Origin of the sequence: Nocardioides caldifontis (assembly GCF_008087345.1) — a bacterium.
GTDB lineage: Bacteria > Actinomycetota > Actinomycetes > Propionibacteriales > Nocardioidaceae > Marmoricola_A > Marmoricola_A caldifontis.
In genome coordinates, this window is record NZ_VHIB01000001.1 from 299838 (window position 1) to 319003 (window position 19166).

General features: G+C 68.1%; 17 protein-coding genes and 2 riboswitches. Of the genes, 2 read left to right on the plus strand and 15 right to left on the minus strand.

Annotated elements, in window-relative coordinates; genetic code table 11:
• Positions 1–15 precede the first annotated feature (15 nt).
• The 4 genes from FIP57_RS09565 to FIP57_RS09580 are packed head-to-tail and all read right to left on the minus strand — an operon-like array spanning position 16 to position 2844.
• Positions 16–1098, minus strand: coding sequence for an NAD/NADP-dependent octopine/nopaline dehydrogenase family protein (locus tag FIP57_RS09565; RefSeq protein ID WP_148573303.1), 1083 nt, complete (start codon positions 1096–1098; stop codon positions 16–18).
• Complete coding sequence (locus FIP57_RS09570) at positions 1095–2249, minus strand: mandelate racemase/muconate lactonizing enzyme family protein (protein ID WP_203231148.1); 1155 nt, start codon at positions 2247–2249, stop codon at positions 1095–1097. The genes FIP57_RS09565 and FIP57_RS09570 overlap by 4 nt, the downstream gene beginning before the upstream one ends.
• Positions 2246–2653 carry a VOC family protein gene (locus tag FIP57_RS09575; protein ID WP_148573304.1) on the minus strand — a complete coding sequence of 136 codons (408 nt, stop codon included), beginning with the start codon at positions 2651–2653 and terminating at the stop codon, positions 2246–2248. Before FIP57_RS09575 ends, FIP57_RS09570 begins: the two co-directional genes overlap by 4 nt.
• Positions 2650–2844 (minus strand): tautomerase family protein, encoded by a 195-nt coding sequence (locus tag FIP57_RS09580; protein ID WP_148573305.1) that lies wholly within the window; start codon positions 2842–2844, stop codon positions 2650–2652. The genes FIP57_RS09575 and FIP57_RS09580 overlap by 4 nt, the downstream gene beginning before the upstream one ends.
• A 160-nt stretch (positions 2845–3004) precedes the next feature.
• On the opposite strand from FIP57_RS09580, the gene FIP57_RS09585 reads away from it, so the two are divergent.
• Positions 3005–3754, plus strand: coding sequence for a FadR/GntR family transcriptional regulator (locus FIP57_RS09585; RefSeq protein WP_148573306.1), 750 nt, complete (start codon positions 3005–3007; stop codon positions 3752–3754).
• A 30-nt stretch (positions 3755–3784) separates the two neighbouring features.
• Here FIP57_RS09585 and FIP57_RS09590 read toward each other — a convergent pair whose 3' ends face one another.
• The 11 genes from FIP57_RS09590 to gcvP all read right to left on the minus strand — a co-directional run bounded on the left by FIP57_RS09590 (position 3785) and on the right by gcvP (position 17890).
• The gene (locus tag FIP57_RS09590) at positions 3785–4303 is read right to left on the minus strand and encodes a (2Fe-2S)-binding protein (RefSeq protein ID WP_238993374.1); all 519 of its coding nucleotides are present in this window, start codon (positions 4301–4303) and stop codon (positions 3785–3787) included.
• Complete coding sequence (locus FIP57_RS09595) at positions 4296–5294, minus strand: FAD binding domain-containing protein (RefSeq protein ID WP_338039903.1); 999 nt, start codon at positions 5292–5294, stop codon at positions 4296–4298. The genes FIP57_RS09590 and FIP57_RS09595 overlap by 8 nt, the downstream gene beginning before the upstream one ends.
• On the minus strand, positions 5248–7665 hold the full coding sequence (locus FIP57_RS09600; protein WP_148573308.1) for a xanthine dehydrogenase family protein molybdopterin-binding subunit: 2418 nt from the start codon (positions 7663–7665) through the stop codon (positions 5248–5250). The genes FIP57_RS09595 and FIP57_RS09600 overlap by 47 nt, the downstream gene beginning before the upstream one ends.
• A gap of 3 nt (positions 7666–7668) precedes the next feature.
• A complete protein-coding gene (locus tag FIP57_RS09605; RefSeq protein ID WP_162529743.1) occupies positions 7669–8316 on the minus strand; it encodes an SRPBCC family protein in 648 nt (215 codons plus the stop codon).
• A 55-nt stretch (positions 8317–8371) separates the two neighbouring features.
• On the minus strand, positions 8372–9493 hold the full coding sequence (locus FIP57_RS09610) for a M24 family metallopeptidase (RefSeq protein ID WP_148573310.1): 1122 nt from the start codon (positions 9491–9493) through the stop codon (positions 8372–8374).
• A gap of 368 nt (positions 9494–9861) precedes the next feature.
• Positions 9862–11235, minus strand: a complete 1374-nt coding sequence (locus FIP57_RS09615; RefSeq protein ID WP_148573311.1) for an L-serine ammonia-lyase — start codon at positions 11233–11235, stop codon at positions 9862–9864.
• A 340-nt stretch (positions 11236–11575) separates the two neighbouring features.
• Entirely contained in the window at positions 11576–11914 is a 339-nt protein-coding gene (locus FIP57_RS24420; RefSeq protein WP_338039904.1) for a lipoyl synthase, read from the minus strand.
• A 210-nt stretch (positions 11915–12124) separates the two neighbouring features.
• The gene (gene glyA, locus FIP57_RS09625) at positions 12125–13417 is read right to left on the minus strand and encodes a serine hydroxymethyltransferase (RefSeq protein ID WP_148573312.1); all 1293 of its coding nucleotides are present in this window, start codon (positions 13415–13417) and stop codon (positions 12125–12127) included.
• 9 nt (positions 13418–13426) lie between these two features.
• On the minus strand, positions 13427–13801 hold the full coding sequence (gcvH, locus tag FIP57_RS09630; RefSeq protein ID WP_148573313.1) for a glycine cleavage system protein GcvH: 375 nt from the start codon (positions 13799–13801) through the stop codon (positions 13427–13429).
• A 38-nt stretch (positions 13802–13839) separates the two neighbouring features.
• Entirely contained in the window at positions 13840–14940 is a 1101-nt protein-coding gene (gene gcvT, locus FIP57_RS09635) for a glycine cleavage system aminomethyltransferase GcvT (protein ID WP_148573314.1), read from the minus strand.
• 109 nt (positions 14941–15049) lie between these two features.
• The gene (gene gcvP / locus FIP57_RS09640) at positions 15050–17890 is read right to left on the minus strand and encodes an aminomethyl-transferring glycine dehydrogenase (RefSeq protein WP_148573315.1); all 2841 of its coding nucleotides are present in this window, start codon (positions 17888–17890) and stop codon (positions 15050–15052) included.
• A gap of 57 nt (positions 17891–17947) precedes the next feature.
• Positions 17948–18042, minus strand: a riboswitch (glycine riboswitch).
• 1 nt (position 18043) lies between these two features.
• A riboswitch (glycine riboswitch) is annotated at positions 18044–18139 on the minus strand.
• Between the two features lie 18 nt (positions 18140–18157).
• On the opposite strand from gcvP, the gene FIP57_RS24495 reads away from it, so the two are divergent.
• A complete protein-coding gene (locus FIP57_RS24495; protein WP_203231150.1) occupies positions 18158–18634 on the plus strand; it encodes a transposase in 477 nt (158 codons plus the stop codon).
• The last annotated feature ends 532 nt before the right edge of the window (positions 18635–19166 follow it).

The following is a 19166-nucleotide window of genomic DNA, read 5'->3' on the forward strand; positions in this document are numbered from 1 at the left end:
CTCCGGTCCGACTGGTCAGCGCGTCTGCACCGACGCCAACAACTGGTTGAGGTTCATCTGCTCGATACCCAGGGCACGGGCGTCGCGGCCGTGCTCGAGGAGACCAGGACCGATGGACGCGGCCGCGATGCGGAGGAGCGCCTCGGCGACCGGAACTTCGACCTCCGCGACCCTGGCCAGAGCCACGAACGGCAGCAGCCCGAAGGGGAAGTCCTCACGGTAATAGCGGTGCTCCGTCGAATCGGGTCCTCGGATGGTGCGGTTCGCTTCACCGCCGCTGATCGCCTCCACGACGTTGTTGGCGCCCTGCGCCCCTTCGACGGTGCCGATAGCCGACATCTCCTCCAGCAGGGAGGGAAGAGCGAGGTCATACGCCGCGGCCACACTGAGCCGCTCGTCGTCGAGCCGGGTGAGCACCCGTCCCACGCCCGGGGTCATGCCGTCCACGTAGAACCGGAAGTCGCCTCCGGTGGCCTCTGCCCACGCTAGGCCGAGGACGGCCCCCGGGGGATGCAGAACCATGTTGACGTTGGAAAAACTGGAGGCGAGGACATTGTCGACTGCGCCGATCCCCGGAAACAATTCGCACGCAATCTCGAGTGCGCTCTCTCCCCCAGGCAGCGGAGCAGCCCTCACAGTCCCGGCCCGGCCGGTCGTGTTGACCACGCCGTCCTGCCCCACCCGGGCTACGTACGTCAGGGTCGAGAGCTCGACCAGCGGTGGCATCGGTGAGCCGGCCCGTCGCCACACTTCGCGGGCCTGGAGCGCTCCGCCCGTGTGGCCGGGGTTCAGCACGATCGGCGGCAGGGGGCCGAGACCAGCCAGATCGTCGAAGAGCTGCGCGTGGGTGAGGCTGGGCAGACACACGACGAGCGCGTCAGCGCCACGGACCGCGTCGCCGAGGTCGACGGTGACGGCATTCAGTTCCACTGCGCCCTCGCCGAGGACCCCGCGGTAGGGAAGGACTCGGGTCTCCAGCAGCGGGGCGATCGTCTCGGCCCGTCGGTTCCACAAGCGCACGGTGTGGCCTGCGGCGAGGAGCTCCACGGCCGCCGAACGGCCACCCGCCCCGCCGCCGAGGACGGCGACTGTCGTCATACCCGGTACTTGTCGAGCTTCGCGCGGTCCACCTCGATCCCCAGCCCCGCTCCCTCGGGGACCATGACCCGACCCCGGACGAACGCGAAAGGCTCCTGCACCAAGTCATCGAGGTAGTACACGCCGGCGATCCGGGGTCCGTCCGAACCCTCCGGCCGTGAGACCGGGCAGACGCTGGGCAACACGGCGTTGGGTAGAGCTGCGCCGAGGTGGAGGTTGGCCGCGTTGCCGATCCCGGTCTCGATGGATCCGCCGATGTCGCAGATCATTCCTAGGTCGTCGGCTACATCGGCCTGGCGCTTGGCACGGTACAGACCACCGGGCTTCGTCACGTAGCAGGAGAAGCTCTGTGCGGCGTCGAGCGCGTCGAGCTCCAAGATGTCGTGGACGTCCCACGCGGACTCGTCGGCCATCACCGGGCTGGAGATCCGGGCAGCGACCCGCGCCAGTTGCTTGGCGCCCATGAGCGGCTGCTCGCAGAGCAAGATGTCGTACTCCTCTTGCCGGCGGGTGACGTCGACAGCCTGGGCGACCGAGCTGTACCCCTCGTTGCCGTCGACCCGGATCCTGATCTGGTCTCCCAACCGTTCCCGCAAGCCCCGCACCAGGTCGACGTCCCGGTCCGGTTCCAGGCCCGTCTTGCACTTGATCGTCAGTGCACCCTCCGAAACCGCCTGTTCCGCTTCGGCGAAGCACCGCTCGAGCTCCATGATTCCGAGGGAGTGTGCGACTTCGATGCCGTCGCGGTGCATGCCCCCGAGGAGCTGGTAGACGGGAACACCGAGAGCCTTGCCGGCGGCGTCGTAGCACGCGATGTCGACCGCGGCCTTGGCGTAGGGGTGGCCCTTGACGACGCGATCCATGCGCGCGTGGATCAGGCCGATGTCAAGGGGGTCCAAGCCCCGGATGGCCGGCAGCAGATGATCCACCACGATGTGCTGGACAGTCTCGGGCGTTTCTCCGTAGTTCCGGCCGTAGGCGCCGCCCCACGTGCCCCCAGCGGGAGCCTCTCCCCATCCAACGACGCCCTCGTCGGTGTGAAGCTCGATGATGGCATGGTGCCCGATTGGTGTGTCCATCTTGGTCGCCCAGAGGTGCTCCCGTCGCGGGGGAAGGCGAACGAGGTGAACACTGACGTCGGTGATCTTCATCGGTGGCTGGCCTCTTCCGTGTCTGCAGGGTCGTCGAACAGCTCGATCTCGTAGCCGTCTGGATCCCGGATATAGACGGTGTGCCCGTAGGGGCCCGGGCCGGGCCCACGCACGATCTCGCAACCCGCTGCGGCGGCATGGGCGGCGATCCCGTCGATACCGCGAGCGGAGAAGCACAGGTGCTGCAGGACACCCTTGCTTCCGGAGCCGCCCTCGGTGAGACCGAGACCTTGCTCAGTGACGATCAGGCGCCGCCCGTCACGGAACTCCTCCCGCTTTCGGACGGCAAAGCCGAGCACCTGGGTGTAGAAAGCCTCGGAGGCATCGAGGTCCCGGACCTCGAGGAGCAGGTGGTGGACCCGCACGACCGCGCTCGGCCGGGCGCCGCGCGACGGGGTGCTCATGCGTCCGTCCGGTCGACACCCAGCACGCCGTTCCGCGCCCAGTTCTCGCGCGGGTACTCCTGGAGCGCGACATGCAAGGCATCGGGGTTGGCGTCGGCGTGCTCGACCATTGCGTCCGTGATGGCACGAGTCAGCGCCCGCTTCTGGTCAACGGTCCGACCTTCCCAGAGATGTACGACTACGAATGGCATGAGCGCCCCCTTCGGTCACCAGCGATGGCGCCAAGTTATCACACATCAGGCCAGTTGGCTCAGGTGCTGATGTCAGTCGTAGGACCAGGGTCGGTACAGTGACCCGGTCGTCGGCGGAACGACACCCACGACCCAGCGGACCGATCGGAGGCGGGCGCTCATGGCCCCACGCAAGGGTGGCGGTAAGCACGACTTCAGGACCATCGCCCGAGTGAGCCCGCCGGAACAGGTACGCACACAGATCATGCAGGCCATCGCCGATGGCGCCTACCCGATCGGCAGCATGCTCCCGTCCGAGCGCGTGCTGTGCGAGTCGTTCGGCGTGAGTCGAGTCAGCGTGCGGGAAGCTCTCGCCGGCCTCGAAGCCCTCGGAGTCATCAAGATCCGACACGGCAAGGGGGCGATCGTCCAGGAGCGGCCAGGCGGCGATTACGCCCTCCCCTTCGCCGACTACCTGAGGCTCTATCGCAGTGACATCGTCGAGTTGCTGAAGGTTCGACGCGCCTTGGACGAACTCGCGGCCGCAGAGGCTGCCGAGAACGCAGACGCCAAGGCACTCCGCCGACTGCGCGAGGCAGCCAAGGCGTTTAGCACGGCGGCCGAGCAGGATTCCGCGGTGCTGTCCGACGTGGCCGAGCGGGACGAACAGTTCCATCTCGAGGTTGCGGTCGCCGGCGGCGGCAAGCTGCTGCCTCGGCTCGTCGAGGAGTTGAACGGCGTCCTCACGCAATCTCGGCAACTCACGCTCGCTCAGGATGGCCAGATCGCGAGGTCGGTCAAGGAGCATCGGATGATCGTCGACGCGATTGTTTCCCGGGATGCGGAGGGCGCGCGATCTGCCGCCGGAAACCACATCGAGCACATCGTCGCCTGGCTCGCCGCCGAGGATGAGCGGTCCACAGACGGTTAAGCGCAAGGGCGTGGACTGGGGACCCGACGGTCAGCCCCGGTCATGCGACGAACGCGGAGTTCCGCTCACGCGGCCGATCGCCTCGACGATGCTGTGGTAGCCGGTGCACCGGCACAGGTTCGACGACACTGCTTCGCGGATCGCCTCGTGGTCCGGCGTCGGGTCCCGCCGAAGAAGGGCGGTCGCCAACATCAGGAAGCCAGGCGTGCAGAACCCGCACTGCAAACCACGGCACTGCGAGAACGCCTGTTGCAGATCGCTCGGCCGGTCGACCGTGCCCAGTCCTTCGACGGTCTCCACCGCGGCGCCTTGGACTTGAACGCTCAACACGATGCACGAGCGCACCGGCTCTCCGTCGACCAGCACGGTGCATGCGCCGCAGACACCGTGTTCGCAACCCGCGTGCGCCCCCGTGAAGCCACGGGCGCGGAGGTCGTCCAGCAGGCTCTCCGATGGATCGATCTCACGCGCACTCACCTTCCCGTTGATCCCATAGCTCACAGTCAGGCGAGTGGACCCGTCTCCGTCGTGGCGCTCCTCGTCAGTCACCGGCTGTCCTCCAATCCTGCGCCGACCTCGAGAGCGCCTGGCGCACCAACGTCGACGCGAGCCGTCTGCGGTACTGCGACGAAGCGTGGATGTCGTCACTGACCTGGATCGATGCCGCACACATGTGGGCTGCCTCGGAGACAGCCTCCATCGTGGAGCGGCGGTCAGTCAGGTCGACGCCGTGGAGGACGTCCTCGGCGCTCGGCATCCGGATGGGCTGGCTGGCGACTCCCCCCATCGCGATGCGAGCCGTGGTGACCCGCAGTCGTTGGTCCGCGACCAGACGGGTTGCCGCCGCGACGATTGCGAAGTCGCCACGACGTCGCGAGTGCTCTGCCAGCGCGGAGCCCACTGTGGTGAGCGGCAGTTCGATCGCTGAGAGCAGTTCGTCCTCGGCAAGTGCGGTCGTGAAGAAGCCCTGGAAGAAGTCGTGCGCCGGGATCCGACGTACCCCCCGACCACTCTCCGCCTGAATCACGGCATCGAGCACGAGCATCATCAGGCACCATTCCGAACTGCTGTCACCGTGCGCAAGGCTCCCGCCGATGGTGCCCCGAGACCTGATCGGGGCATGGCCGATCAGGCGTGCCGCGTCCGACAACGCTCGACAGGCCGCCAGCTCCGGCGCATCGGCTCGTTCGAAGCGCACATGACGCACCGTGGCACCGCACGCAAGTGTCCCGCCGACTCGCTCCAGCTGTGCCAGTTCCGGGCAGTGTCCGATGTCGATGAGCCTGCTCGGACGCGCCAACCTCAGGTTCATCATCGGAATGAGGCTCTGCCCACCGGCGAGCACCTTGGCGTCGTCACCGTGCTCCGACAGGAGGGACACAGCCTCTTCCTTGGACTCGGCTCGATGGTAGGCAAACGATGCCGCTTTCACCTTGTTCCTCCGCCGCCTAGATGCCTGGGGACCCCGCAGCGCGACGGCGCCGTCCGAACTCTCACGGTCGCCGCCTGATCCACCACCAGGCGAGAGCCACCGCTGCACTCGCTCCCACGAGCGCCGCGGGTACGTGGCGCTCCGGCCGGATCAAGAGTGTGCCTCCGCGGGCCTCGGTTCGCTTGGCGTAGTCCCAACCGCACGACCGGGGGCCGATTCCGTCCTGTCCGGCCAAGGGAGGAACGAACGGGAGCAGGGCATCCGGACCGATCGGGAGCCGGGTGATCGAGTCAGGTACGCCGAGGGCATCGGCGACCGCATTGGCAAGAGCGCCGCCCGCGCCCATGATCCCTGCTTCTCCCCCTCCCTTCACCCCGAGCGGGTTGGAGTCGGTGCCGGCGAGCTCCAGCAACACGACCTCCACATCGGGAGCCTCGTAGACGGTAGGGACGAGGTAGTCCATGAACGTGGTGCTCTGGGGCTGGCCGTGCTCATCGAAAGGAAGGTGCTGGAGGAACGTTCCCCCCACTCCCTGCATCGCGGCACCCACGATCTGGCCGACGAGTGACGGTCGGTCGATGGCCCGTCCACAGTCATACGCCACGACGAGCCGCTCGACCGTGACCGCAAGGGTGTCGGGATCGATGCGGACCACGGCGCCGTGGACCCCGAAGCCGAACGTGGGGCTCGACTGGCGGTGGGTGCCGATGACCGACCGTGGACCAAGAATCCGCCACGTGTCCGGATCCGAGGGATCGGCGGCAGGATCTGTGCTGCGAAGGTCGGCGAGAAGCTGCTGGGCGGCGTCATGGGCGGCGCTTCCGCTGAAGATGGTCGAACGAGCAGAAAATGTGCCGGTTCCGCCGTCGAAGTGCTCGGTGCTGTTCGTCACTACATCGATCCGTGCCTGCGGAACGCCGAGTACCTCAGCCACGACGATCCGGAGCATGGTCGCAAGTCCTTGGCCGATCTCGGAACCGGCCGTAAGCAGCCGAAGCCGCCCTTCAGCCGTCACTTCGAGCTTGATGCTCTCCTCGACGCCCAGACCTGCGTGCGCGAGGAAGAGGCCGACCCCGAACCCCACGAGTTCGCCCTCCATACGCCGCCTGTGGATCTCGGCACGGACGAGTTGGACGTCGACAGCTTCGGACAACTCGTCCAGCACCAAGGGAAAGTCACCGCTGTCATACACCGAGGGGTGCATCTCACCGCCGAAGTCCTGCTGATAGGGCATCTCCTCTGCGGTGATGAGGTTCCGACGCCGGAACTCGAGCGGATCCATCTCCAGCCGGGCGGCCACGATGTCCATCATCCGTTCCCGAACGAACCCGGCGTCGAAGGTACCGGGCCCGCGCATCGTTCCCATCGGGGTCTTGTTGGTTGCGACGGCGTGACACGTCACGTCGATGACCGGCCACCGGTAAGGCCCGGGAATCGCCTCGACAGGGATCTCGGTCAGTCGGCCGCCGATCGGACGAGCGTAGGCTCCGAAATCCTGAAGGATCTCGTCCTTGAGCCCACGCAGTCGCCCATCCGCGTCCACTGCCACCGTGATCCGATGCCGCTGACCCCGCGAGTGGTTGATCGCAAGGAAGTGCTCATTGCGGTCCTCGATCCATTTGACCGGACGTCGCAGCTTCAGGGCTGCCAACGGCACCAGGAAGTCCTCCGGATAGAGCTCACCGCGCGGGCCGAACATGCCGCCGACGTCGACGTGGTGGCAGACCACCTGGGCTGGCTCCAGATGGAACCACTCGGCAACCGACGCGCGCGTGAAACGAACGAACTTGGTCGGTCCCCAGAGATGGAGTTCGGTGGCCGCAGCGTTCCACTCTGCGACCAACCCCCGCGTCTCCAGCGGGAGTCCGGTGTCTCGAGCGGTGTCGAACACCTGCGTGACGACGAGGTCGGCCTCCTGTGCCGCCTCCTGGAAGTCGGCCGTGCGCGCAACGAAGGAGCACAGACGCCCATCGGGCGTCGATTCCCAGACGGGATCCTTCTGCACACTTTCCACGTCGACGACGGGAACGAGCTCCTGGATGTCGAGCTCGACGAGGTCGGCCGCATCCTCGACCTCGCGCTGCGAGCGTCCGACCACGATAGCGACAGGCTCCCCGACATAGCGGACGACCGAGCCGGCGAGGACCGGTTGCAGGTAGCTTCTCAGCTCTGGGCGATTGTGGACCCGTAGCGGTATCTCCGGCACGTCGTCCAGATCGGTCGCACACAGCGCCAACTCGACACCATCAGCGGCGCGAGCAGCCTCGAGGCCGACGCTGACGATCCGGCCGTGTGCGACGGGGCTGCGAACCACCCGCAGGAACAGCTCGCCGTCACGGCTCACATCGCCGACGTACTCCCCTTGACCGGTGACGAGCGGGACATCCTCGCGGCGTCCCCATTCAGGCCGGTCGTCGTCGATCTGTCGTCGACCCTGACGCGCGGGCCGAACCTTAGTCGCGAGCTGGTCCGGCGTCATGCCTCACCCCTTCCGCGCTTGGCGACGGTGCCGTGCGGCGCGGCGACATCGCCTGCTCAAGAGCAGAGCGACGGCCACGAAGGCGCCCCCGGCGGCCCAGGGCCCCAACCGCCGGTACAAGGCCCGCAGCAGCACCGCGCCCACGTCAGCAGAATGGGACGGCGAGAACGAGCCGACGCGGTCGTCGTCTCCATCGGCGGTATCGCCCCCGGTCACTTGAGCCTCGAGGTTCCTGACGAACTGCGTGAGGAGGCCGTCAGAGACATCGGCGATGACCCCGCGGCCGAACTGTGCAGGCCGGCCGGTCAGTGACAGTTCCGTTTCGACAGTCACCTTGGTCGCATGTACCCCGTCGTCGGTCAGATGGAGCCTCACATCGGCCTTCGCCCCTCCGGCTCCGCCGGTCTCCCGGCCCTGTGCCTCGATCAGCGCGACCCCAGAGCCCCGGTCCTGGAGGATGAACCGGGCGACCCCCCGGTACTGCATTGCGACGGGGCCGATACGGACGCGGACCGTTCCCGAGAAGGAGTCGCCGTCGACGTCGCTCAGCGCGGCACCTGGGAAGCAGACCGCCACTCTCTCGATGTCGACGAGAAGGTTCCACGCCTCGTCGACATCGAGGGGAACCACGAACTCGTGCTCGAGCTTCAAACTGGACTCCTTCACTTCCACGCCGGACTGGCGATCGGGAGCATGTTGGGTGAACCTAAGCCTCGATGCGGATCAACTCGTCGGTGCTGGAAACGTCCGAGAGAAGCTCGCACCCGGTGGCGGTGACGTGGACCATGTCCTTGATCTGCATGCCGAACCCATGTCCACTGCGGTATACGAGGGGTTCGATACCCAGGACCATCCCGTCCTGGAGGCGATCGGTCACTCCTGGTCCCAGGTACGGAGGTTCGTGAAGGTTCACTCCGATGCTGTGACCGACGAAACCGATTGCTGGCATGTTCAGGGCGTCGAAGTGCTTCCTGTACTTGCGGTAGACGTCGCCAGCCACGGCACCCGGCCGTAGGGCGTCCAGGACATGACTCTTGCACTCGGCGAGCCGTCGGTAGACATCTTGAGCCAAGGTGCTCGGTTCGCCCACGACCGCGGTTCGGCAGACGCCCGCCTGGTAGCCGTCGGCTACGGAGAAGATCTCCACCCGGCACACGTCACCCGGTTGGAGCACCCGGGTGCTCGGTCCGACGTTGGGCAATTGGCTTCGCTCTCCGGTCGCCACGATCATCAGTTTGAAACTGTGGGCACCCTGCTCGTAGACCCGGCGAGTGAGGGTGGCAGCGATGTCCATCTCCGTGTCGCCCGCACGGACCGCGCCGAGCGCATCGATGATCGCCGTCTCCGAGATCCGTGACAGTGTGGCTAGGAGGTCGACCTCAGAAGCGGTCTTGGTCTGGCGCACGACCGCCAGCGCCGCGTCGACCGGCACGAACGCCACTCCACCACACACGCTCTGAAGTTCCTCATAGTGACGCGCCGCCAGGTAGTCCAGTTCAATCCCGACCCGGCCGCCACTCAGCCCGAGGCTGGCAAGAACCTTCCCCAGAACGTGCATTGCGTTATCGGAGAACTCGGTCCAGGTACGGACGTCCCACTCCGGCCGAGCCGCGCGCACCGTTTCGGCCTCCATGTCGACGCAGAAGAACGAGACGTCTCCACGAGCAGTCATGATGAGGGCTGCGTGTCGCCATCGCATCAGGACCTGAGACGGCACGACGAAACCGGCGCTGTAGGCGATGTTCTCGGGCGACAGGCAAACAATCGCCTCGAGACCGTGCTCCGACATGACAGCCTTCAACTTCTCGGCGACGATTGGGTTTTGCACCGGGCCTCCACTGGTATGACGACTGATGTCAGTGTAACACCGGGCAGCCGACGAACCAGCCACGATTCCTCGGGGAATGCGGCTGGGGTGAAACCCTGAGGTGGCGGCGAGAGGGGGTGCCGCTCGTCCGAACAGCTCAGCAACCAAGATGTCAGGGCGCCTTCGTCGCTCCGCAATCGGGGAGTGCTGGGGCGTGGGATCCTCGAACGACGAGTTCTTTGGACCGGTCGTCGACCGAGACGCCGCGGTGGTCGGGGCAAATCGTCGTGACAGTCGCCGATGCTGGTTGGGCAACGCCCATCCAGCCAGCGCCCGGACGTCGCGAGTCGTCGGGGAAGATCGGCCGGAGCCCGAGGAGGTCAGCCCGCTCAGCACTCGATCACGTTGACGGCTAGGCCACCTCGGGCGGTCTCCTTGTACTTGGTCTTCATGTCCGCCCCGGTCTCTCGCATCGTCTTGATCACCTTGTCGAGGGAGACGATGTGGGAGCCGTCGCCGCGCAGCGCAGTTCGAGTCGCGGTGATCGCCTTCACCGCGGCGACGGCGTTGCGCTCGATGCACGGGATCTGCACGAGCCCGCCTACCGGGTCGCAGGTGAGGCCGAGATTGTGTTCCATGGCGATCTCCGCGGCATTTTCCACCTGCCGGGGCGTGGCACCCAGCACTGCGGCGAACGCGCCGGCGGCCATCGAGCAAGCGGACCCCACCTCACCCTGGCAGCCCACCTCCGCACCGGAGATCGAGGCAGTCTCCTTGTAGATCACCCCGATCGCTCCAGCGGTGAGGAGGAAGCGGCACACCCCGTCCTCGGTCGCTCCCGGCACGAAGCGGGTGTAGTAGTGCAGCACGGCCGGGATGATCCCGGCGGCACCGTTGGTGGGCGCGGTGACGACGCGCCCACCGGCAGCGTTCTCCTCATTGACGGCAAGCGCGTAAAGCGTGATCCAGTCCATCCCCCGGAGAGGGTCAGAGCTGGTGGACTCGATCGCGAGCTGGCGGAACAGCTCCGGCGCGCGGCGTCGCACACGCAGACCGCCGGGAAGGGTTCCCTCGGTCCTCATGCCGTTGGCGACACACTCCTGCATGACCTCCCAGATGTGCAGCAGTCCAGCTCGGACCTCGTCCTCGCTGCGCCAGGACCGCTCGTTCTCGAGCATGATCCGGGCGATCGACTTGCCGCTCGCTTCACAGAGGTCGAGCAGCTCCTCGCCGGTGCGGAAGGGGTACGCGACCGGAGTGGCGTCCGCGACGATGCTGGTGTTGCCGGCGGCGTCCTCGCCCACGATGAAGCCGCCGCCGACGGAGTAGAACGTCCGCTCGCACAGCACCGCCTGGTCCGCGTTGAAGGCGGCAAACGTCATGCCGTTGGGGTGCCGGGGGAGACTTTTGCGTCTGTGCAACACGAGGTCGATCCCCTGGTCGAAGTCGATCTCGTGCTTGCCGAGGAGCTGCAGGCGGCCCCGCTCGCGGACCTGCTCCAGCAAGCCGGTGACGGCGTGCGGGTTGCACACCTCCGGTCGCTCGCCGGAGAGTCCGAGCACCACTGCCTTGTCGGAACCGTGGCCGTGGCCCGTGGCCCCCAGCGAGCCGAAGAGCTGGACCCGGACCTTCGCGGTTTCCTCGAGCCGTCCCGCATCGCGCAGCCCCTCGGCGAACAGGACCGCCGCTCTCATCGGCCCGACCGTGTGCGAGCTCGACGGACCGATACCGATCGAGAACAGGTCGAAGACGCTCAGTGCCATGTCAGGCTCCCTGTGCTGTGGCGCCCGGGCGCGACGCTGCTGCCTTGGCCACCGTCGGGCATGCCTCGCCCGGGGCTCCCTGCTCGTAAGGCCCCGGCGTGGAGCCGGCCCGCGCGGTGTGAGGACCGCACTAGGGGGCCGCTCATCACGCCCGCGAACCCGAGCTCGCGAGCCGCGTCGGCCGGCTCGTCGAACTGCCCCGGCTCCACCCACCGCGGCACGGGGTGGTGGCGCACGGAGGGCCTCCGGTACTGGATGGTCATGACGAGGCGGCAGCCGGCGGACCGGAGGTCGGCCAGCGCGCTGACGACCTCCTCCCGCTGTTCGTCCATCCCAAGGATCAGTTTCGACTCGTCACCGCTCCCCGGGCCGCCGCGTGCCGAAGCACCTCGAGGTTGCGCTCGTAGTGGAATCCGCGCCGGGCCCGCCGGAAGATCCGATGCACCGTCTCGATGTTGTGAGCGAAGACCTCCGGGGTCGCGCCGAGTACCTGTACGACCAGGTCGAAACGGCCGCTGAAGTGCGGCACGAGGGTCTCCACGCCGACGCCCGGCGCCCGCTGGCGCATCTGCCGCACCGTCTCGGCCGCGAGCCGTGCCCCTTCGTCGTCGAGGTCGACCGGCTGCGGGCGCCCCGGTGGCGACCTGGCAACGGTCGCAACGCCGCGTGCACCGGTCACCCCCAATCAGGAGGGTGCCCTCGCGGTCCTCCCGGCACTCGAAGATGTGCGGACAGCGGGCCTTTTGGCACACGGTGTACAGCCGCTCCCGGTCGACGACTCCGGCGTAGCCGAGCGGTTGAGGCATCCACGAGGGCTTCCGGCCGACTGGAATCGCGGCATTGCTGGCCTCGACCCGCAGCAGCGAGCCCCCCTCGGGGGCGACCGCAGTCACGACGAGAACTCCGCGACCGCGGGGTAGAGCGGGTGCTTGGCGGCAAGGGACTTCACGCGGGACCGGAGCCTCCCAGCCACGTCGTCGGACAGCTCCGGCTGCAGCGCGGTCGCGATGACGTCGGCCACCTCCTCGAAGTCGTGCGCGCCGAAGCCCCGGGTCGCCAACGCCGGCGTGCCGATCCGCAGCCCGGAGGTCACCATCGGTGGCCGCGGGTCGTTCGGCACCGCGTTGCGGTTGACGGTGATGCCGATGCGGTGCAACCGGTCCTCGGCCCCCTTGCCGTCGAGCGGGGAGGCGACCAGGTCGACGAGGACCAGGTGCACGTCCGTCCCGCCGCTGAGGACCTTGATCCCCGCACGTTGCGCGTCCTCGCGGATGAGCCGGTCCGCTAGGATCTGCGCGCCCTCGAGGGTACGGCGCTGGCGGTCCTTGAACTCCTCGCCGGAGGCCATGAGGAACGCGACCGCCTTGGCCGCGATGACGTGCTCGAGCGGACCGCCCTGGAGTCCGGGGAACACCGCCGAGTTGATCTTCTTGGCGATCGCGTCGTCGTCGGTGAGGACGATCCCTCCACGCGGGCCGCCGAGGGTCTTGTGCGTGGTCGAGGTCGTCACGTGGGCGCGCGGCACCGGGTTGGGGTGCAGACCCGCTGCCACGAGGCCGGCGAAGTGCGCCATGTCGACGAACAGGTAGGCGTCGATCTCGTCGGCGATGGCGCGGAAGCGGGCGAAGTCAAGGGTGCGGGGATAGGCAGACCATCCGGCCACGATCATGCGGGGCCGATGCTCGCGGGCGAGCCGCTCGACCTCCTCCATGTCGACGCGGCCGTCGTCCCCGACGTGGTACGGCACGACGTTGAAGGTCTTGCCGCTGTAGTTCAGGCGCATGCCGTGGGTCAGGTGACCGCCGTGGGCGAGGTCGAGCCCGAGGATCGTGTCGCCGTGCTGCAGCAGCGCGAAGAACACGGCGGTGTTCGCCTGCGCGCCCGAGTGCGGCTGCACGTTGGCGTGCGCGGCGCCGTACAGGGCCTTGATCCGGTCGATGGCGAGCTGCTCGACAACGTCGACGTACTCGCAGCCGCCGTAGTAGCGGCGGCGCGGGTAGCCCTCGGCGTACTTGTTGGTCGCCACGGATCCCTGCGCCTGCATGACGGCCACAGGGGCGAAGTTCTCCGAGGCAATCATCTCCAGGGTGAACTCTTGTCGCCGCAACTCGGCGTCGAGAGCAGCGGCGACCTCGGGGTCCACCTGCGCAAGAGGTTGGTTGATCAGGTTCTGGACGGTCATAGCTGCGCCTCAGCCCTGCTCGACGAGCTCGGCGTACTCGTCGACGTCCAGCAGCTCGTCGGTCGAGGTGACCCGCAGTCGCAGCAGCCATCCGGTGCCGAACGGGTCGCTGTTGACCAGGCTCGGGTTTTGTACCACCGCGTCGTTCGTCTCGAGGACCTCTCCGTCGGTGGGCGCGTAGAGGTCGCTCACCGACTTGGTCGACTCGATCTCGCCACAGGACTCGCCTGCGGTCACAGCGCTCCCCGCCTCGGGCAGGTCGACGTAGACGACGTCGCCGAGCGCCTCGGCGGCGTACTTGGTGATCCCCACCGTGGCGGTGTCGCCCTCGACACGCAGCCACTCGTGGTCCTTGGTGTACAGGAGGTCGGCGGGCAGGTTCAACTGGTTCTCCTTGGCTTCGAGGGTCGAGGAGCCGCTGGTCAGCGCGGCCGGCTGTAGAACGGGAGGGCGACGACCTCGGCATGGATCCGCGTGCCCCGGACGTCCACAAGGAGCCGCGTGCCGGTCGCCGAGAGCGCGGTGTCGACGTAAGCCATCGCGATCAGGTGCCCGAGCGTCGGGGACGGCGCCCCGCTGGTGACGGCGCCGACGTGCGCGCCGCTGCTCGGGTCCAGCACCGCGTAACCGGATCGGGGGGCTCGTCGGCCCTCCGGGCGCAGACCAACCCGGACGCGCGAGACCTCCTCCTGTGAGCACTTCTCCAGCGCGGCACGGCCGACGAAGTCGGCCGCCTTGTCGAGGCGCACCACCCGGCCGAGACCCGCCTCGTATGGCGTGAGCTCCGCGCTCAGCTCGTTGCCGTACAACGGCATCGCAGCCTCGAGCCGCAGTGAGTCTCGGCACGCCAGCCCGGCCGGAACCAGTCCGTGCCCGGCGCCCGCGGCGGAAAGGCCCTTCCAGATTGCGACCGCGTCGGCAGGTTCACAGAAGATCTCGAACCCGTCCTCGCCGGTGTAGCCGGTACGGGCGAGCCGGACCTGCCGGCCAGCGACCGTGGCCTCCTGGATGGCGTAGTAGCGCAGCGCACCCAGGTCGGCGTCGGTCAACCCGCCCAGGATCGCCGGGGACTCCGGGCCCTGCACGGCGATGAGGGACCAGTCGTCGCACCGGTCCTCGACCTCGGCGTCGAACCGGGCCGCGCGCTGCTTGAGCGCGGCGAGCACGACGCCGGCGTTCGAGGCATTGGCCACCACCATGTATCGCTCGTCGGCCAGGCGGTAGACGATGAGGTCGTCGAGGATGCCGCCGTCCTCGTTGCAGATCATGGTGTACTTCGCGTTCGCGACGGCGATGGCGCTGATGTCGCCGACCAGCGCGTGGTCGAGCGCTGCGGCGGCCTCCTGCCCGACGACCTCGATCTCGCCCATGTGGGAGAGGTCGAACAGGCCGGCGGTCGTGCGGACCGCGTGGTGCTCCGCCAGCTCGCTGCCGTACCGGAGCGGCATCTGCCAGCCGGCGAAGTCGGTGAAGTGCGCGCCGGCGGCCTCATGGACCGAGTGCAGAGCGGTGAGCTTGGACATGGTGTCCCTTTCGAGAGGTGGCTGGGTGGACCCGAACAGCCACCCGTGCGGGCGGGCGCTCGGTTGAGTGGGCCGGGCCCAGGGAGGACCGGTAGTTGGAGCCGGGCGCTCAGGCTTCGAATGCCTCAGGCGGGGGGCATGAGCAGACGAGGTTGCGGTCGCCGTGGCTCTGGTCGATCCGCCGGACCGGCGGCCAGTACTTGTTCGCCGCCGTGCCTGCCGGGTAGACCGCCTGGGCACGGGAATAGGGCCGGCCCCAGTCGCCGACGAGGCTCTCCGCCGTGTGCGGCGCCCCGCGCAGAGGGCTCGACTCGGCGGTGAAGTTGCCCCGGGCGACCTCGTCGATCTCCTTGCGGATGGCGATCATCGCATCGATGAACCGCTCAACCTCGCCCAGGTTCTCGCTCTCCGTCGGCTCCACCATCAAGGTTCCGGCAACGGGGAACGACATCGTGGGTGCGTGGAACCGGTAGTCGATGAGCCGCTTCGCTACGTCGTCGACCGTGACGCCCGTCGCCTTGGTCAGCGGCCTCAGGTCCAGAATGCACTCGTGTGCGACGAGGTCGCCGGCCCCGGTGTAGAGGGTTGGGTAATAGGGCGCGAGCCGCTTGGCGACGTAGTTGGCGGCGAGCACCGCCACCTTCGTCGCCTCGGTCAGGCCCTCGGCGCCCATCAGCCGTACGTAGGCCCAGCTGATCGGCAGGATGCCGGCCGAGCCGTAGGGCGCGGCGCTGACCGGGCCCACTCCGTCGCGACGCTCGGGGTCGGGATGCATGGGGTGTGACGGCAGGAACGGCGCCAGGTGGGCCCCGACCGCCACCGGGCCGACGCCCGGGCCGCCACCGCCGTGCGGGATGCAGAAGGTCTTGTGCAGGTTGAGGTGCGAGACGTCGCCGCCGAAGGAGCCCGGGGCCGCGAGCCCCAATAGGGCGTTGAGGTTCGCCCCGTCGACATAGACCTGACCGCCGTGCTCGTGCACCAGCTCGGAGAGCTCGGTGATGCCCTCCTCGTAGACGCCGTGCGTGGAGGGATAGGTCACCATGATGGCCGCCAGATCGGCCGAGTGTTGCTGGCACTTGGCGTGGAGGTCCTCGAGGTCGACGGTGCCATCCTCGAGGCTCCTGACCACCACAACCCGCATCCCAGCCATGACGGCAGAGGCGGCATTGGTCCCGTGCGCCGACGCGGGAATCAAACAGACCTCTCGCCGCTCCTCGCCGCGGGACCGGTGGTAGGAGCGGATGGCGAGGAGCCCCGCGAGCTCGCCCTGGCTGCCGGCGTTGGGCTGAATCGAGACCTTGGCGTACCCGGTCACGGCCGCGAGCCACGACTCAAGCTGGTCGACGAGGGTCGCATAGCCGCGGGCGCTGTCCGCGGGGACGAACGGGTGAACGTTCGCGAAGCCGGGGAAGCTGATCGGCTCCATCTCGGTGGTCGCATTGAGCTTCATCGTGCACGAGCCCAGCGGGATCATGCCGCGATCGAGCGCGTAGTCCTTGTCCGACAGCGAGCGCAGGTAGCGCAGCATGGCAGTCTCGCTGTGGTGACTGTTGAACACCGGATGGGTCAGGAATGCGGAGCTGCGCACCAGGGCAGCGGGCAGCCGGTCCTCGCCGGGTTCCGGCGCCCCACCGTCGGCGCCGAACGCCTCGAGCACTACGTCGAGGTGGGCGTCCGTGGTCGTCTCCGAGCAGGCGACCCCCACATGGCTCTCGTCGACCCTGCGCAGGTGGACCCCGCCGGCCGCCGCCTTGGCGATCACCTCGTCCGCACCCTGAGGCACTCGAACCAGCAGGGTGTCGAAGAAGGCGTCGTGCACCACCTCTGCACCGGCGGTGGTGAGGTGCGCGGCCAGACCGGTGGCGGTGCGGTGGACGCGGCGGGCGATGCTCCGCAGGCCCTCGGGCCCGTGGTAGACGGCGTACATCGAGGCCACCACCGCAAGCAGCACCTGGGCGGTGCAGATGTTGGAGGTGGCCTTGTCACGCCGGATGTGCTGCTCGCGGGTCTGCAGGGCGAGCCGGTGGGCCGGGTGACCGTCCGCGTCGACGCTCACACCGACGAGCCGTCCCGGAAGGTTGCGCTCCAGGCCCGTCCGTACCGCAATGTAACCCGCGTGCGGGCCGCCGTAGCCGAGCGGGACGCCAAAACGCTGGGAGGAACCGACGGCGATGTCGGCCCCCAGCTCCCCCGGCGGGGTGAGCAGGGTCAGGGCGAGCAGGTCGGCGGCGACCGTCACGAGCGCGCCCCGCTCGTGCGCTTGCTCGACCATCTCCCGGTGGTCGGCGATCGCGCCCGAGGCCCCCGGGTATTGCACGACGACGCCGAAGAACTCTCCTTCCGGCACGCCGGCTGCCAGGTCAGCCTCGACGACCTCGACGCCGACGGCACGGCAGCGGGTCTGGAGCACCGCCAGGCTCTGAGGCAGCAGGTCGGCGTCGACGATCACCCGCTCGGCCTTGACCCGGTTGGCGCGGCGCATCACAGTCACCGCCTCGGCGACGGCGGTGCCCTCGTCCAGCAGCGAGGCGTTCGCGGTGGGCAGGCCGACGAGGTCGGCGATCATGGTCTGGAAATTCAGCAGCGCCTCGAGCCGGCCCTGGCTGATCTCCGGCTGGTAGGGCGTGTAGGCGGTGTACCAGGCGGGGCTCTCGAGCACGTTGCGACGCACGACGCCGGGCAGGATCGTGCCGTGGTAGCCGAGCCCGATCATGGGCTCGCCGGGTTCGTTCTGGCCGGCCAACTCCCGCAGCTCCGCGAGAACCCTGTCCTCGTCAGCGGCCGGAGGCAGGCCGAGCAGCGTGGTGCTGCGCAGGCCCCGGGGCACGGCGGCGTCGACGAGCGCGTCCAAGGAGTCGTATCCAAGTTCGGCCAGCATGGCGCCCTGGTCGACGGAGGTGAAACCGATGTGGCGGGCGACGAAGGCCCCGTGGACGGGGTCAGTGGACATGGCGGGAGGCTCCCTGCGTCGGGCGCCCGCACGTGACGGGCACCGTTGGACGGGTGACCTCCCCGCTCTGTCATGGGCCTGAGAGCTTCACCGCCGGCAGAGGCGGCTTGCACCGTGGGCGCAGGCCCAAGGGCCTGACTTTTCAGAGTTCGCCTTCCCGCAGCGGTAACTGGGCCTGAGAGATTCTCGGGGAGATTTGCTCCTTCGGCGCCCCGCCCTGTTGGGTGGGGACTCTCCCGCTGCGGCTCGAGTGGCGAGTTTGCAGTTGTGCCGGCGACGGTAGGCGGCCATCAACAAAGTCGTCAACCCCTGGGGCACGTCCTGACGCGACCACCGAGGCCACTTTGCCAGGCTCTATTTCGAACCCGCGTCACGGCTCCGACGAAGTCGGTTCAGGGCGAGCGCAGCAGTGACCGGGTCAACTCCCGGAACGGCTACCGGGATCGCGATCTCGACACCGGTGTCGGAACCCTCGGGGTCGCGGTTCCAGGCTCCGTGAAGGATCGCTGCATCCGGAGTAGCTGTCGGCGCGGCGTAAAATTGGCCGAGCTCGGGCTGACCAGCATGGTGGCGGCCTACTACCTTGCTCGGGGTCAGCATGCGGCACCGTCCTCGCTGCTAGGACGTGCAGGGCGAGGATTTCGGTGTCCGTCGGCGTTGACCCCGGTGGCGACCAGGGCTTGGACCGGCGCCATCCGGCCGCCTTCGCGGACCTTGAGCAGTGCGTCGGCGGCGAGGAAGTGAATGGACCGGCTCCGGCCAGCGATCGGTGCGGAACTGCCCGACGTGGGCGTCGAGCTCCCTGGCGATCTCCGAGACCTCGAACTTGGTCAAGCCGGTGATGCCCAGGGCCTGCACGAGCTTGTCCAAGCCGCCGCGCGCGGTAGTGGTTGTCGCGATGCCGGTAGTCGTTGCGGCGGTTGACCCGGTCGGGACTGGATGACTCCGTATTCGGCGCCGCAGAGGGCGTGGGCTCGGCCGAGATGAGGGTGCTGATAAGGGTGCGCAACAGATGAAGAGAGGCCTGGGCGTGAGCTGCTCCTCGCGCAGGATCGATACCGGACCTGGCGGTCCTCGCGGAGCCCCGTTCGTGGGTGCTGTTAGAGGATCACTCAAAAGAGCACCCGGTGGCCGTCGCCTATTTTCTGCGACACGCTCACCGCGATCCGTACACCACTCTGGCGGACCTCACTCGACTGAACCGAGCGGACAACCGACCATTGGAAGAAGCAGACCACCCGAGCAGAGACGGCAAGTCCAGAGATGGACAAAACCC

Excerpts from the sequence above, each read along its gene's own strand:
- FIP57_RS09565 (WP_148573303.1), bottom strand. The coding sequence starts at position 1,098 with ATGACGACAGTCGCCGTCCTCGGCGGCGGGGCGGGTGGCCGTTCGGCG.
- FIP57_RS09570 (WP_203231148.1), bottom strand. The coding sequence starts at position 2,249 with ATGAAGATCACCGACGTCAGTGTTCACCTCGTTCGCCTTCCCCCGCGA.
- FIP57_RS09575 (WP_148573304.1), bottom strand. The coding sequence starts at position 2,653 with ATGAGCACCCCGTCGCGCGGCGCCCGGCCGAGCGCGGTCGTGCGGGTC.
- FIP57_RS09580 (WP_148573305.1), bottom strand. The coding sequence starts at position 2,844 with ATGCCATTCGTAGTCGTACATCTCTGGGAAGGTCGGACCGTTGACCAG.
- FIP57_RS09585 (WP_148573306.1), top strand. The coding sequence starts at position 3,005 with ATGGCCCCACGCAAGGGTGGCGGTAAGCACGACTTCAGGACCATCGCC.
- FIP57_RS09600 (WP_148573308.1), bottom strand. The coding sequence starts at position 7,665 with ATGACGCCGGACCAGCTCGCGACTAAGGTTCGGCCCGCGCGTCAGGGT.
- FIP57_RS09615 (WP_148573311.1), bottom strand. The coding sequence starts at position 11,235 with ATGGCACTGAGCGTCTTCGACCTGTTCTCGATCGGTATCGGTCCGTCG.
- glyA (WP_148573312.1), bottom strand. The coding sequence starts at position 13,417 with ATGACCGTCCAGAACCTGATCAACCAACCTCTTGCGCAGGTGGACCCC.
- gcvT (WP_148573314.1), bottom strand. The coding sequence starts at position 14,940 with ATGTCCAAGCTCACCGCTCTGCACTCGGTCCATGAGGCCGCCGGCGCG.
- gcvP (WP_148573315.1), bottom strand. The coding sequence starts at position 17,890 with ATGTCCACTGACCCCGTCCACGGGGCCTTCGTCGCCCGCCACATCGGT.